A 13,539-nucleotide genomic window follows, 5' to 3' on the forward strand; every position below is an offset into this window, starting at 1 on the left:
GGGTTATCCGCTGGCCTTGCCTATGAGTACTCACGGGCGCCGAAGATGGCGGTGCCGACCCGCACCATGGTGCTGCCGTGGGCGATCGCCAGTTCGAGATCCTCGGTCATCCCCATCGAGAGGGTATCCACCGTGGGGTATTGTCGCGCAAGCTCGGTGAACAGAGTCTGCATACGGGTCATTTGGGCGGCCAGTACGCTCTCGTCATTGGTGTGCTCGGGAATGGCCATCAGCCCCCGCAGCACCAGTCGCTCACTTTGAGAGACCAGCTCGGCAAGGCGGAAAATCTCTTGTTCCGACGTTCCGGATTTGCTGCTCTCTCCGCTAATATTGATTTGCAGACAAACATTTAGCGGTGCCATTGTAGTTGGGCGCTGGTTGTTGAGGCGGTCGATCAGCTTGTCCCGATCCACGCTCTGCACCCAGTCAAACCGTTCGGCGACCAGTTTGGATTTGTTCGATTGCAAAGGGCCGATAAAGTGCCACTCTATGTCGCTATATTCCGGCTGCTGGCGCAAGGTATCGATCTTGGCCGCTGCTTCCTGAGCGTAGGATTCGCCAAAGCAGCGCTGACCTGCGGCATGGGCGGCCATGATGGCCTCGACAGGTTTGGTCTTGCTCACGGCCAGCAGGCGGATCTGCTGCAGGTTGCGGCTCGCCCGTTCGGCGGCCTGGGCAATACGTTCCTTTACCTGAAACAGGTGCTGGGCAATCTGGTTCATATTTCGTTAGTGATCTTGTGATGGGAGAATGACAAGTCTATGGATATCACAGAGTTATTGGCTTTCAGTGTAAAGCATAAAGCCTCGGATCTACACCTGTCCGCCGGGGTTCCCCCGATGATCAGGGTTGATGGTGAGGTTCGCAAGATCAATTTGCCCGCCCTGGAACACCGGGAAGTGCATGCCCTCATTTACGACATCATGAACGATCACCAGCGCAAGGAGCTGGAGGAGAACTTCGAGGTCGACTTCTCGTTCGAGGTTCCCAATCTGGCCCGTTTCCGGGTTAACGCCTTCCAGCAGGCGCGCGGCTCGGGCGCGGTATTTCGTACCATCCCCAGCACTGTGCTGAGCCTCGAGGATCTCGATGCGCCGGAGATCTTCCGCAAGATCGCCGAGTTCCCGCGGGGTCTGGTGCTGGTGACCGGCCCGACCGGTTCCGGTAAGTCGACCACCTTGGCGGCCATGGTCAACTACATCAACGAGAACTTCCATCACCACATTCTCACCATCGAAGATCCCATCGAATTCGTCCACGAGAACAAGCGCTGTCTGGTGAACCAGCGGGAAGTGCACCGGGATACCAAGAGCTTTAGCAACGCCCTGCGCTCGGCACTGCGGGAAGACCCGGACATCATTCTGGTGGGCGAGATGCGCGACCTTGAGACCATTCGTCTTGCCATGACCGCCGCCGAAACCGGGCACCTGGTGTTTGGCACCCTGCACACCTCGTCGGCGGCCAAGACCATCGACCGTATCATTGACGTCTTCCCCGGCGCGGAGAAGGACATGGTGCGTTCTATGCTCTCCGAATCCCTGCGGGCGGTCATCTCCCAGACCCTGCTCAAGCGCATTGGTGGCGGTCGGGTGGCGGCCCACGAGATCATGATGGGCATTCCGGCGGTGCGTAACCTGATCCGGGAGGACAAGATTGCCCAGCTCTACTCGGTGATCCAGACCGGGATGACCCACGGCATGCAGACCATGGATCAGAGTCTCAAGCAGCTGGTGAGTCGCGGCGTAGTGGCATCCCTCGATGCCAAGGCCAAGGCCGTTGATCCCAACAGCATTTAAGCGACTCGCACCCAGGGAGGGATAGATGATGAATCTGGATGATCTGCTGAGCGAGCTGGTTGAGCGAAAGGGATCGGATCTGTTTGTGACGGTGGGCTCGCAGCCCACCCTCAAGGTGAATGGCCATCTGGTGTCGCTGGGGGGTGAGGCGCTCGACAAGAAGGGGGCGCTGACGCTGGTCAGGGATACCCTCAGTAGCGATCACTTCGAGCGCTATATCCGCACCAAGGAGGCCAACTACGCGATCTATCGCGAGGCTCTTGGTCGTTTTCGGGTCAGCGCCTTCTGGCAGCAGGAGCTGCCCGGCATGGTGGTGCGGCGTATCGAGACCCGCATTCCCACCTTTGAAGATCTGCAGCTACCCAAGATCCTGCAAGAGGTGGCGATGGCCAAGCGGGGACTGGTGCTGTTTGTCGGCGCCACCGGGGCGGGCAAATCGACTACCCAGGCGGCGATGATCGGCTATCGCAACCAGCATGCCGACGGCCATATTCTGACGGTGGAAGACCCGGTGGAGTTTGTCCATCAGCATGGCCGCAGCCTGATCACCCAGCGGGAGGTGGGGATCGATACCGAGTCGTTCGATGTGGCGCTGAAAAGTTCGCTGCGTCAGGCGCCGGACGTGATCCTGATCGGCGAGATCCGCAGTCAGGAGACCATGGAGTTTGCCCTGCAGTTCGCCGAGACGGGACACCTTTGTCTCGCCACTTTGCATGCCAACAATGCCAACCAGGCGCTGGATCGCATCCTCCATCTGGTGCCGCAAGACAAACACCGCCAGTTCCTGTTCGATCTCTCTTTCAACCTCAAGGCCATCGTCGCCCAGCAGTTGGTGCCGAGTATGGATGGCAAGCGGCGCTGCGCCGCGTTCGAGATCCTGCTCAATACCCCGCTCATCACCGACATCATCCGCAAGGGAGAGATGCATCGCCTCAAGGAGGTGATGACCAAATCCACCGAGCTGGGTATGCAGACCTTCGATCAGGCGCTCTTCAGCCTGTTCTGCGCTGGCCAGATTGGCTACAGTGAGGCACTCGCCCACGCCGACTCGGCCAACGACCTGCGACTGCTGATCAAGCTCTCCGGTCGCGAACGGCTCGGCACCGGTACGCTGGACAATGTGACGCTGGATGAATGAATCATGGGGCCGCTCTGCCGTTCGGCCCCTCGCCATAAAGGAACGTTATGCTGATTGTGGTTTCCCCGGCCAAGACGCTGGATTACGAGTCACCGCTGGTGACACCCCGTTTCACTCAACCCGAGCTGCTGGATCACTCCGCCGAACTGATTAGCCGGGCCCGCCAACTGAGCCCGGACCAGATCGCCACTCTGATGAAGATCAGCGACAAGCTGGCCGGTCTCAATGCCGCCCGTTTTGCCGAGTGGCAGCCAGACTTTACTCCTGCCAATGCCCGTCAGGCACTGCTGGCTTTCAAGGGGGATGTCTACACCGGTTTGGCGGTAGAGGATTTTAGCGAGGCCGATTTTGACTTCGCTCAGGCACACCTGCGGATGCTCTCAGGCCTCTATGGCGTGTTGCGTCCCCTCGACCTGATGATGCCCTATCGACTGGAGATGGGGACCAGGCTCGACAATAGTCGCGGCAAGGATCTCTACCAGTTCTGGGGGGAGGTGATCACTCACCATCTCAACGACGCGCTGGCAGCGCAGGGGGATGAGGTGTTGATCAATCTGGCCTCCGACGAGTATTTCAAGTCGGTACGACCCAAGAGCCTGAAAGGGCGGATTGTCACACCGGTGTTCAAGGATGAGAAGAACGGCCAGTTCAAGATCATCAGCTTCTACGCCAAGAAGGCGCGCGGCATGATGGCTCGCCACATCATCAAGCACCGTCTGACCGAGGTGGAGCAGCTGACCGGTTTCAACGCCGAGGGCTACTACTTCGTACCGGAAGAGTCGGACGCCAATACCCTGATGTTTAAACGCGCCGAAAATTAATTACAAAAAGAGGGAACCAATCTTTCGACCCACGGGTCTGAATATGTGAATCCTCTGTTGTAAGCACTTTTTATTCGCCGACGTTTGATACGTCGGCTTTTTTATTGCCGTTTTTATTGTCCATCGATTGCCTTCGCCGGGACTATGTGGTTCAGATAGACTCAAGACAGGGAGCGAGTCGTCGTGAGGTGAATATGGAACAGAAAAATGCCATTCGGCAGGTTGCCGTACCTTGGGCTCCGTCCCGCCAGCTCCCACCCGGGCTGGTCGTTGCCGAGCTGCATCAGGATCTCTGGAGCGACTCTCTGACCATCATGCTGGGGCGGGCACGCAGCATCGATCTACCCCCGCAAATCCTCTGCCGGGTCTATTTTCGCCATATCTACGCCCTGCGGGTTATCGAAGATTGCGATCTGGCCGAGGGGAAGGATAGTCACGCCATCGAAGAGCAGATCCAGCTCATCACCCCATCCCGTTTTGCCAGCTGGTTCCATCAGGAGTCGGACGGCCTGCATCTGGATGAAGATCTGCAGCACTATCGCATCTCGACCTGGGATTATTGCGCCGATGTGCTGACCTCCTCGGCGCCTGAACTGCAGTTCCTGCCCCAGAGCGAGTAGCCAGCTGTTACGTCAGAGGCGAAGGATGATCCTTCGCCTCTTGGTTTTTGGGCGGGTGCAGATTTTGTGGCGTTCAGGCCATTCAGCTTGGGTGGTGGCCTGTTGTGTCGGCACAAAAAAAGCGCCTCAGAGGAGGCGCGGGGAAAAAGACAGATTGGAAGCGTCACATGGGTGCTACTTGAATCAGCGAATGAGCCGTGCCATTCAAGTATGGAGCCATCATGCCAAGCTCAATCTGAAGTAGTTCTGAGGCGATTCTTCATTTTCTGTTCATCTTGTCAGCAAAGCGTGGCCACTGGCAGAAAGCCTTTTCATTCTGGCCACGATATTGTCCATTCCCTCTCCACGGGGGCTCATCGTGTCATGGGGCCAGCTCGAATGTTGTGCCTGTCTGTTCCAGTGCCAGCAACCAGCGCTTGATGGGAATGCCGCCAGCATAGCCGGTCAGCTCGCCGCTGCGTCCGATCACCCGATGGCAGGGTACTATGATGCTCAGCGGATTGCGGCCATTGGCAGCGCCTACTGCTCGCACTGCCTTGGGATTGCCGATAGCCTGGGCAATCTCGAGATAGCTCACGGTCTCGCCATAGGGGATATCACACAAAGCGTTCCACACCGTTTGCTGGAACGGGGTGCCCTTCGCTGCCATGGGCAGATCGAACTGCTGCAATTTTCCGGCAAAATAGGCGGTGAACTGCTCGACGAAAGGAGCAAGAGTCAGGTCATCACGCAGCCACTCATCGGTCGGAGTTACCGGCTGCTCCCCCTGGACGAACTCCACATAGCGCAGGCCATCCTGATCGATGGCGACCAGCAGGGGGCCGCGTGCGCTGTCGCAAAAACTGTATCTCATCGGCTGACATCCTTTGGGGGCTGGGGGGGCTCAGTCCAGTACCGGTTTGCCGCGGGCGGATTTGATATCCCCCTTGCGCTTTTTGGCATCGACCCGTTTGCGCTGGGAGCTGCGGGTCGGCTTGGTGGCATGACGAGCCTTGGGTCGCCAGGCTGCTTTCTTCAGCAACTCCACCAGACGGCTCATCGCCTCCTTGCGGTTCATGTCCTGGCTGCGATGGCTCTCGACCCGGATCAGGATAAAGCCATCGTGTACCCGGCTGTCGCTCAGCTTGTCGAGACCCTCCTTGTAGAGGGGCGTCAGGCTGGGAGAGTTGCGGTAATCGAAGCGCAACCAGACGGCGGAGTCGGTCTTGTTGACGTGCTGTCCACCGTTGCCCTGTGCCCGCATGGTCTGAAATTGCAGCTCATGCCAGGGAATCGTGACGCTGTTGGAGATAACTAACATGCTGTTTTGCTCTTGTTTGGTGCATACCCGCTGACCGCTGCAGCATGGTGCCTCATTATGGGGCGTGCTGGCCGGTTATGGGGATGTGCCTGGCGAATGGCGCAGGCATTAAACTCTATCCATATGAAATAAAACAATAAAAATACTTGGCATAAGAATTGAAACCCGATTCATGACACACCATGGATTGGGAGCAACCAGATGAAGCTGATTAGTGCGATTATCAAACCGTTCAAGTTGGACGATGTCCGCGAGGCTATTGCCAACCTGGGGGTGGAAGGGCTGACCGTGTCCGAGGTCAAGGGATTTGGCCGCCAGAAGGGACACACCGAATTATACCGGGGAGCCGAGTATCAGGTCGACTTCCTGCCGAAGGTGAAGCTGGAGATTGCCACCGCCGATGATAACGTGGAAGGGGTGATTGAGGCGATCTGCAAGGCGGCCTATACCGGCAAGATCGGCGACGGCAAGATTTTTGTCTACGACTTGCTGCAAGCGGTGCGCATCCGCACCGGCGAGAGTGACGACGAGGCGCTGTGATGAACCGCATCAGTGACGTACAGATCTGTTGACCTCCCGACCTCGGGCATCCCGAGGGAGTGAGCGCTTATTGAAGCCTGATCAACATAACGTTTTGCTCAGAAGAGGCCGAATGGGATTCCATCCGGCCCTTTTCATTTATGGGCGATTAAATATGTGATGTGGCGACGGCGAGCTTTCTTGATCCGCTTATAAGATGTATGCAGAATGCAAACGGAAATCGTTATCACTCTGTATAGCTAATCAAGGAATGGATGATGAAAATGAAGATGTTGGCACTGGCTTTCTCTGCGTTGGCAGCTCAGTCGGCATTGGCGGCCGGGGAAGTGAATGTCTACTCCAACCGGCAGGATGAGCTGATCAAGCCCATCATCCAGCAGTTCGAGGAGGAATCTGGCATCAAGGTGAACGTGGTGTTCGCCAAAGAGGGATTGAACGAGCGTCTGGAGCGGGAAGGCAAGCTCTCTCCGGCCGACCTGATGCTGACCGTCGATATCAGCCGTCTGACCGATCTGGTGGACAAGGGGCTGGTGCAGCCGGTGGATAGCAAGATCCTGCAGGAGAGCATCCCCGCCATCTATCGTGATCCGGAGAATCGCTGGTTCGCCCTGACCACCCGGGTTCGCGCCATCTACTCCAGCAAGGAGCGCCTCGGCAAGCTCGACACCATCAGCTACGAAGATCTGGCCAAACCGGAATTCAAAGGGAAAATCTGCACCCGCAGCGGCAAGCATGAGTACAATGTGGCGCTGGTCTCCTCCATGATTGCCCATCACGGCATGGCCGAGACCAAAACCTGGCTGGAAGGGGTCAAGGCCAACCTGGCGCGCAAGCCGCAGGGCAACGACCGGGATCAGGTCAAGGCGATCAAGGATGGTATCTGTGACGTGTCACTCGGCAACAGCTACTATCTGGGCGCCATGTTGAAAGATCCGGCGCAGAAGTCCTGGGCGGATGCGGTCTATATCAACTTCCCGAACCAGGCTGACCGCGGTGCCCACGTCAACGTGAGCGGCGTGGCCATGACCAAATATGCCAAGAACAAGGCCGAGGCCCAGAAGCTGATGGAGTTTCTGGCTGGTGACACCGCCCAGCACATGTATGCGGACGTGAACGCCGAATATCCGGTCAAGGCCGGGGTCGAGCCTTCCGCCATGGTCAAGTCTTGGGGCAGTTTCAAGTCTGACGCACTACCGGTCAGCGATTACGCCAAGCACCGCAAGGACGCCTTGCAGTTGCTGGATGAAGTGAAGTTCGACTTGTAATCAGATGGGGCCAACGGCCCCATCAACATCTGTGGTCTCATGAAAAATTTTGGATGGATGACCGGCAGCTGGGCCATCGCCCTGCTGCTGGGTTTACCGGTGATTGCTCTGCTTTTCTCTGCCTTCTCGGCTGAGGGGGAGCTGTTTCGCCACCTCGCCGATACCGTGTTGCTCGATTATCTCGGCAATACCCTGGGGCTGGTGGTCGGCGTAGTATTGCTCAGCCTGCTGTTTGGCGTACCCACCGCCTGGCTGGTGGCCATGTGTCAGGTGCCGGGGCGCCGTGCCCTGCAATGGGCCTTGATGCTGCCAATGGCGATGCCCTCCTATATCGTCGCCTACGTCTATACCGACCTGCTCGACTACTCGGGCCCGCTACAGGCCGGGTTGCGAGCGCTCTTTGGCTGGAACAACCCTGCCGATTACTGGTTTCCTGCCATTCGTTCCCTTGGCGGCGCTGCTTGGGTGCTGGCGCTGGTGCTGTTCCCCTATGTCTATCTGCTGACCCGCGCCTCTTTTCTCGAGCAGTCAGTCAGCCTGATCCACTCCAGCCGCCTGCTCGGCTGTACGCCGTGGCAGAGCTTTCGTCGTCTCAGTCTGCTGCTGGCGCGCCCGGCCATCATGGTGGCGGTATCCCTGGTTGCGATGGAAACGCTGGCCGATTTCGCCACCGTCCACTTCTTTGCCATCAACACCCTGACCACGGCGGTTTACGACACCTGGCTCGGCTATGGCAGTCTGGCCACCGCGGCCAAACTCTCCTGCTTGATGTTGCTGGCAGTGGTGCTGCTGATCGCGCTGGAGCGTCGCTCGCGCAGTCGGCAGCAGGTGTTCCAGAAGTCGATGGGCCATGAGCAGCCGCTGCGCTATCCGCTCAGGGGGATGAGTCGTTGGCTGGCCGGTCTCTGGTGCTGGGGGCTGGTGCTGGCCGGTTTCGGCCTGCCATTCGTCATCCTGCTCGACTACGGGGTGCGCTACTTCGAATTGTCGTGGACGCCGGAGTTCGTCCGCTTCGCCGGAAACAGCCTCCTCATTTCGGCGCTGACCGCACTGCTGGCGATGGGCATCGCCCTGCTGCTCGGCTTCTTCCGCCGCCTCGATGGCGGGATAAAGAGTCTGTTGCCCCTGCGCATCGCCGCCATGGGCTACGCCATGCCGGGTACCGTGCTCGCCATCGGCGTGCTGGTGCCGCTTACCGCCCTCGATTTTGCCATCAACGATCTGGCCGAGTGGCTGGGACGTCAGGGGCCGGGGCTGTTGCTGACCGGTACCATCACCGCCATCGTGTTCGGTTATCTGGTGCGCTTCGTGGCCATCGCCATCGGCTCGGTGGAGAGCAGCATGGGTAAGATCTCCCCCAGCCTTGACATGGCTGCCCGCTCCCTGGGGCAGGGGGATGGCGGCATGCTGCGCCGTGTCCATCTGCCGCTGGTGCGCCGTGGTCTGTTTGCCGGTGCCATGCTGGTATTCATCGAATCCATGAAGGAGCTACCCGCCGCTCTGCTGCTGCGGCCGTTCAACTTCGATACCCTGGCGACCCACGTCTACCAGTTCGTCTCGGACGAGATGCTGGAGCGCGGTGCCCTGGGCGCTATCGTCATCGTGCTGGTGGGGCTGTTGCCGCTGATCTGGGTCAACCGCACTCTAGACAGTCCGGGTCACTGAGTCGCCACGTCGGCCAATGAAATTGCATGCGGTGTGCTGAACCGAAAGGCAGCGCGCCGCCAGAAACGAGAGGAAGTCAGCCTTGTCCTGTTTGCAGGTTGAAAATGTCAGCTGCCGTTACAACGGCCGCAATGTGCTGGAGCAGCTTTCCCTGACGGTGGCAGACAACGAGATCGTCTGCCTGCTGGGAGCCAGTGGCTGCGGCAAAACCACGTTGCTCAAGGCCATCGCCGGGCTGCTGCCGTTGGCAGAGGGCTCGATTCGCCTCGGCGATACCCTGCTCGACGGGCCGGGTGCCAGCGTGCCGCCCGAGGCGCGCAACATCGGCATGATCTTTCAGGATTACGCCCTCTTTCCCCACCTGACGGTGGCCGACAACGTCGGTTTCGGGCTGACCAAACTCGACCGCAGTGCCCGCCAGCAGCAGGTGGACGAAGCGCTTGCGCTGGTCAATCTGCAGGGGCTGGGGGATCGTTATCCTCACCAGCTCTCCGGCGGCCAGCAGCAGCGGGTAGCCATCGCCCGGGCGCTGGTGTGCAAGCCACGGCTGATGCTGCTGGATGAGCCCTTCTCCAACATCGATACCCAGGTGCGTATGAAGCTGATCCTCGAGATCCGCGCCCTGCTCAAGCAGCAGGGGATCGGCGCCATCTTCGTCAGCCACAGCAAGGAAGAGGCGTTTGCCTTCGCCGATCGGCTGGCGCTGTTTCGCGCCGGTCACATCGAGCAGGTGGGCCAGCCTGAGCAGCTCTATCGCCGCCCGCAAAACCGCTTCGTGGCGGAGTTTCTCGGCGGGGTCAACTATCTGGCTGCCGAGGTGGTGGACAGCCACTGCGTGCAGACGGCGCTCGGGGTCATCTGTGGCAGCGAGCCCCATGGCCAGGTGGTGGGCGAGCAGTTGCAGCTGATGCTCAGACCCCAGCAACTGCTGCTGGAGAGCGCCGCAGATGGGGAGCTCAAGGTGGTGGAACAGCAGTTCCTCGGCCACCACTGCCGGGTGCTGTTCGAGTGTGGCGATCTGCAGCTGGAGGCGAGCATTGGCGAGCCCCTTGATGGGATGCGGGCACGGATCAAGGTCGCTCCCCATGGATTGGTGTTGTTTGACCCTTTGCCCTGAACGCGTGATATCGTCGTGAAATCAAAGAACTGGATCCACTCTGGTTTATAATCGCGCAACGCAAATAGCCCGTAACGCTAACGCCTACTCAGGGGAGAGATATATGAAAGCCCAAGCCGGGATCTGCGCAGAGCCGAATCTGCACGCCCTCTATCTGATGTTCAATCGTACCGGCGATGCCGCCGAACTGGTCGGCCGTCTGGCCAAACTGCCCGCCCTGTGGCAGGCGGTCGCCGCCGATTTCCCCGATGCCGGTTTCAGCGGTCTGGTTGCCGTTGGCGCCGATGCCTGGGATGGTCTCTACCCTGCCGCCCGTCCGCCCCAGTTCCGCAGCTTTATGGCGCAATCCGCCAACGGTCAGGAAGCCCCCAACACCCCGTTTGATCTCTTTATTCAGCTGCGCGCCGATCGGGTGGATGTGCTGCACCACGCCGGTCACCGTGTAATGGCGCTGCTGGCCGGACTGGTCGAGCTGGCCGAAGAGGTGCGCGGTTTCCGCAATCTGGATTTCCGTGACCTGACCGGTTTCGTCGATGGCACCGAGAACCCGCAGGATGAACACCGTGCCGAAGTGGCGTTGCTGGCCGATGGCGAGTTTGCCGGTGGCTCCTACATTCACGTCCAGCGCTGGGTCCACGCCATGAGCGACTGGGAGAAGCTGGCGCAGAAAGAGCAGGAAGACATTATCGGTCGTACCAAGCCCGACAATATCGAGTATGAATCTGCCGCAAAGCCGCTTACCGCCCACATCAAGCGGGTCAATCTCAAGACCCCGAAAGGGGAGTCCATGGAGATCCTGCGCCAGAGCATGCCCTGGGGCACCATGACCGAGCAGGGACTCTACTTCATCTCCTGCTGCCGCACACCGCAGCACTTCAACGCCATGCTGGCCAGCATGTACAAGGGGGAGGGCAGCCACTTCGACCACCTGCTGCGTTTCACCAAGGCAGTGACCGGCGCGGCTTTCTTCGCCCCATCGGAAGGTTTTCTGATGGCGCAGGGCAAATAAGCCCGCCTGGCGAAGACTGAGAAAACAAAAATCCCGGCCTTGGCCGGGATTTTTCGTTCTGGCGTGACCGCTATGACGCGGTGGAGGCCATTACGGCGTCTGTTCGAACAGCTCGAGGGCGGAGAGGTAGAGCTCTTCGATATCGGTGTCGCTGGTCGGGGTGATGAAGATGGTGTCATCACCGGCGATGGTGCCGAGGATCCCCTCTGCCTTGCCGAGGGAATCGAGCAGGCGGGCGATCAGCTGGGCTGCGCCAGGGCTGGTGTGGATCACCACCAGTGCGCCGTTGTGATCGACGTCCAGTACCAGATTCTTGAGCGGGCTGGAGGTGGTGGGCACGCCCAGTTCCACCGGCAGGCAGTAGACCATCTCCATCTTGGCATTGCGAGTGCGAACGGCGCCGAAGCGGCTCAGCATGCGCGATACCTTGGACTGGTTGATGTTCTCGAAGCCCAGCTCTTGCAGGGCGGTGACGATTTCTGCCTGGGAGCCAAAGCGCTCTTCTTTCAGCAAGGCTTTAAAGGCCTTGGCCAGTTTTTCTTGCTTGTCGTTGTGTTTCATCTTGGTCTCACGAATGAGGAGGTGTGGCGGCCTGTGCGATACAGGCGGCAGATACGAACAGCGGGGCCATTTTGCATTCATATGCCGTTTTTTGCAAGGAAGCGGCGCTTGTTCTGCATATTGATTCAAAAATGGCTTGCATCAACCTTTATTAGGGATAGAATCGGGATGAAATTTTGAAAACTTATTCAATTGGGCTGTATGGGTATTGAATTAATAGGTATCGAGAAGTCCTGGCACAAGGTGCCGGTTCTGCAACAGGTCAGCTTTCGGACATCCCCCGGTGAAACCTTGGTGTTGCTGGGCCCGAGCGGTGCTGGCAAGAGTTCCCTGCTACGAATGATGAACCTGCTGGATACCCCGGATGCGGGTGTTCTGCGGATTGGTGAAAGTGAATTTTCTTTCCCGAACTCCCTCTCTGCTGCCGAATTCAACCGCCAGTCCCAACTGCTGCGTCGCAAGGTGGGGATGGTGTTCCAGCAGTACAATCTCTGGCCACATCTCACTGTGATGGAGAATCTGATTGAAGCGCCGGTCAAGGTGCTCGGCATGAGCAAGGAGGCCGCCATCGAGAAGGGGGCCTTCCTGCTGGCCCAGCTGCAACTGGCCGACAAGCGCGATGCCTGGCCGGCACGTCTCTCCGGCGGTCAGCAGCAGCGGGTGGCCATTGCCCGTACTCTGATGATGGACCCGGAAGTGTTGCTGTTTGACGAGCCGACTGCTGCCCTCGATCCCGAGATCACCAAGGAGGTGGCCGAGATCATCCGCAACCTGAGCCAGACCGGCATTACCCAGGTGGTGGTGACCCACGAGGTCGACTTTGCCCGCAAGGTGGCCAGCCAGGTGATTTATCTGGAGAAGGGGCGGATCATCGAATCCGGCACCGCCGCCATTTTCCAATCCCCGCAAACCAGCCGGTTTGCCGAATTCTTGATGCATTGATATTGAATCGATAAGGAAGCTGTCATGAAAAAGAGTCTGTTGTTGGTTGCTGCCATGGGCCTGTTGAGTACCTCCGTCATGGCCAAAGAGATCAAGTTCGCCACCGAGGCCACCTACCCACCGTTCGAATACCTGGATGACAAGAACGAGTTTCAGGGTTTTGACATCGATCTGGCGCGCGCCATCTGCGAGCAGGCCAAGCTGGAGTGCAGCTTCCATAACCAGGCCTTTGACAGCCTGATCCCCAGCCTGAAATTCCGTCGCTATGATGCAGCCATCGCCGCCATGGACGTGACCCCGGAGCGGGCCGCTCAGGTCGATTTCTCCGACATCTATTACGAGAACTCGGCAGTATTCGTCGCCAAGAAAGGGGCCTTCAAGGGGCCGGAAGAGATGGTCGACAAGACAGTCGGTGTGCAGAACGGTACCTCTCACCAGTCCTATCTGGTGGATAACTGGGTGAGCAAGGGTCTGCTGACCGTGCCGTACGCCAGCTACCAGAGCGCCTTCCTCGACATGATGAATGGCCGTACCGACGGTGTCTTTGCCGATACCGCCGTTGCTGCCGATTGGCTGAAGCAGCACAAGGAGTATGCGGTGGTGGGTGCGCCGGTGACCGATGCCAAGTACTTCGGTACCGGCTTTGGCATCGCGGTCGCCAAGGGCAATCAGGAGCTGCTGACCCAGCTGAACAAGGGGCTGGCCGAGATCAAGGCCAACGGCACCTATCAGAAAATCTTCGACAAATACTTCGCGCAGTAAGCC

General features: G+C 58.9%; 15 protein-coding genes. 11 read left to right on the forward strand and 4 right to left on the reverse strand.

Going from position 1 to position 13,539, the window contains the following annotated elements; translation table 11 throughout:
• Positions 1-20 precede the first annotated feature (20 nt).
• Positions 21-722: a YggS family pyridoxal phosphate-dependent enzyme gene (locus tag ACTG1K_RS05670; RefSeq protein WP_440004934.1), complete on the reverse strand. Its 702-nt coding sequence runs from the start codon at positions 720-722 to the stop codon at positions 21-23.
• A 39-nt stretch (positions 723-761) separates the two neighbouring features.
• On the opposite strand from ACTG1K_RS05670, the gene tapT reads away from it, so the two are divergent.
• The 4 genes from tapT (at position 762) to ACTG1K_RS05690 (ending at position 4,375) form a co-directional block, all read left to right on the forward strand.
• Positions 762-1,796, forward strand: a complete 1,035-nt coding sequence (tapT, locus tag ACTG1K_RS05675) for a type IVa pilus ATPase TapT (RefSeq protein WP_005340354.1) — start codon at positions 762-764, stop codon at positions 1,794-1,796.
• Positions 1,797-1,824: 28 nt separating this feature from the next.
• Positions 1,825-2,934, forward strand: coding sequence for a type IVa pilus ATPase TapU (gene tapU, locus ACTG1K_RS05680; RefSeq protein ID WP_440006801.1), 1,110 nt, complete (start codon positions 1,825-1,827; stop codon positions 2,932-2,934).
• A 47-nt stretch (positions 2,935-2,981) separates the two neighbouring features.
• Positions 2,982-3,755 carry a peroxide stress protein YaaA gene (gene yaaA / locus ACTG1K_RS05685; RefSeq protein WP_064338818.1) on the forward strand — a complete coding sequence of 258 codons (774 nt, stop codon included), beginning with the start codon at positions 2,982-2,984 and terminating at the stop codon, positions 3,753-3,755.
• Between the two features lie 194 nt (positions 3,756-3,949).
• Positions 3,950-4,375 (forward strand): hypothetical protein, encoded by a 426-nt coding sequence (locus tag ACTG1K_RS05690; RefSeq protein WP_005340360.1) that lies wholly within the window; start codon positions 3,950-3,952, stop codon positions 4,373-4,375.
• Between the two features lie 361 nt (positions 4,376-4,736).
• Here ACTG1K_RS05690 and ACTG1K_RS05695 read toward each other — a convergent pair whose 3' ends face one another.
• Positions 4,737-5,228: a methylated-DNA--[protein]-cysteine S-methyltransferase gene (locus ACTG1K_RS05695; RefSeq protein WP_101530185.1), complete on the reverse strand. Its 492-nt coding sequence runs from the start codon at positions 5,226-5,228 to the stop codon at positions 4,737-4,739.
• A gap of 30 nt (positions 5,229-5,258) precedes the next feature.
• Positions 5,259-5,675 carry an alternative ribosome rescue aminoacyl-tRNA hydrolase ArfB gene (gene arfB / locus ACTG1K_RS05700; protein WP_021230947.1) on the reverse strand — a complete coding sequence of 139 codons (417 nt, stop codon included), beginning with the start codon at positions 5,673-5,675 and terminating at the stop codon, positions 5,259-5,261.
• A 201-nt stretch (positions 5,676-5,876) separates the two neighbouring features.
• Between arfB and glnK the strand changes: the two genes are divergently transcribed.
• The 5 genes from glnK (at position 5,877) to ACTG1K_RS05725 (ending at position 11,271) form a co-directional block, all read left to right on the forward strand.
• A complete protein-coding gene (gene glnK, locus ACTG1K_RS05705) occupies positions 5,877-6,215 on the forward strand; it encodes a P-II family nitrogen regulator (protein ID WP_005341406.1) in 339 nt (112 codons plus the stop codon).
• Positions 6,216-6,472: 257 nt separating this feature from the next.
• Entirely contained in the window at positions 6,473-7,480 is a 1,008-nt protein-coding gene (locus ACTG1K_RS05710) for a Fe(3+) ABC transporter substrate-binding protein (RefSeq protein WP_101530184.1), read from the forward strand.
• A gap of 39 nt (positions 7,481-7,519) precedes the next feature.
• The gene (locus tag ACTG1K_RS05715) at positions 7,520-9,145 is read left to right on the forward strand and encodes an ABC transporter permease (RefSeq protein WP_440004935.1); all 1,626 of its coding nucleotides are present in this window, start codon (positions 7,520-7,522) and stop codon (positions 9,143-9,145) included.
• 82 nt (positions 9,146-9,227) lie between these two features.
• Positions 9,228-10,262, forward strand: a complete 1,035-nt coding sequence (locus ACTG1K_RS05720) for an ABC transporter ATP-binding protein (protein ID WP_274160554.1) — start codon at positions 9,228-9,230, stop codon at positions 10,260-10,262.
• Between the two features lie 103 nt (positions 10,263-10,365).
• Entirely contained in the window at positions 10,366-11,271 is a 906-nt protein-coding gene (locus ACTG1K_RS05725) for a Dyp-type peroxidase (RefSeq protein WP_136502300.1), read from the forward strand.
• 90 nt (positions 11,272-11,361) lie between these two features.
• On the opposite strand, the gene argR is transcribed toward ACTG1K_RS05725, so the two are convergent.
• Positions 11,362-11,832, reverse strand: coding sequence for a transcriptional regulator ArgR (gene argR, locus ACTG1K_RS05730; RefSeq protein WP_005340378.1), 471 nt, complete (start codon positions 11,830-11,832; stop codon positions 11,362-11,364).
• Positions 11,833-12,033: 201 nt separating this feature from the next.
• Between argR and ACTG1K_RS05735 the strand changes: the two genes are divergently transcribed.
• A complete protein-coding gene (locus ACTG1K_RS05735; protein ID WP_101530180.1) occupies positions 12,034-12,774 on the forward strand; it encodes an ATP-binding cassette domain-containing protein in 741 nt (246 codons plus the stop codon).
• A 24-nt stretch (positions 12,775-12,798) separates the two neighbouring features.
• Entirely contained in the window at positions 12,799-13,536 is a 738-nt protein-coding gene (locus tag ACTG1K_RS05740; protein WP_440004936.1) for a transporter substrate-binding domain-containing protein, read from the forward strand.
• The last annotated feature ends 3 nt before the right edge of the window (positions 13,537-13,539 follow it).

The sequence above is a fragment of the Aeromonas sp. 102P genome, from assembly GCF_051920345.1.
Taxonomy (GTDB): Bacteria; Pseudomonadota; Gammaproteobacteria; order Enterobacterales; family Aeromonadaceae; genus Aeromonas; species Aeromonas veronii.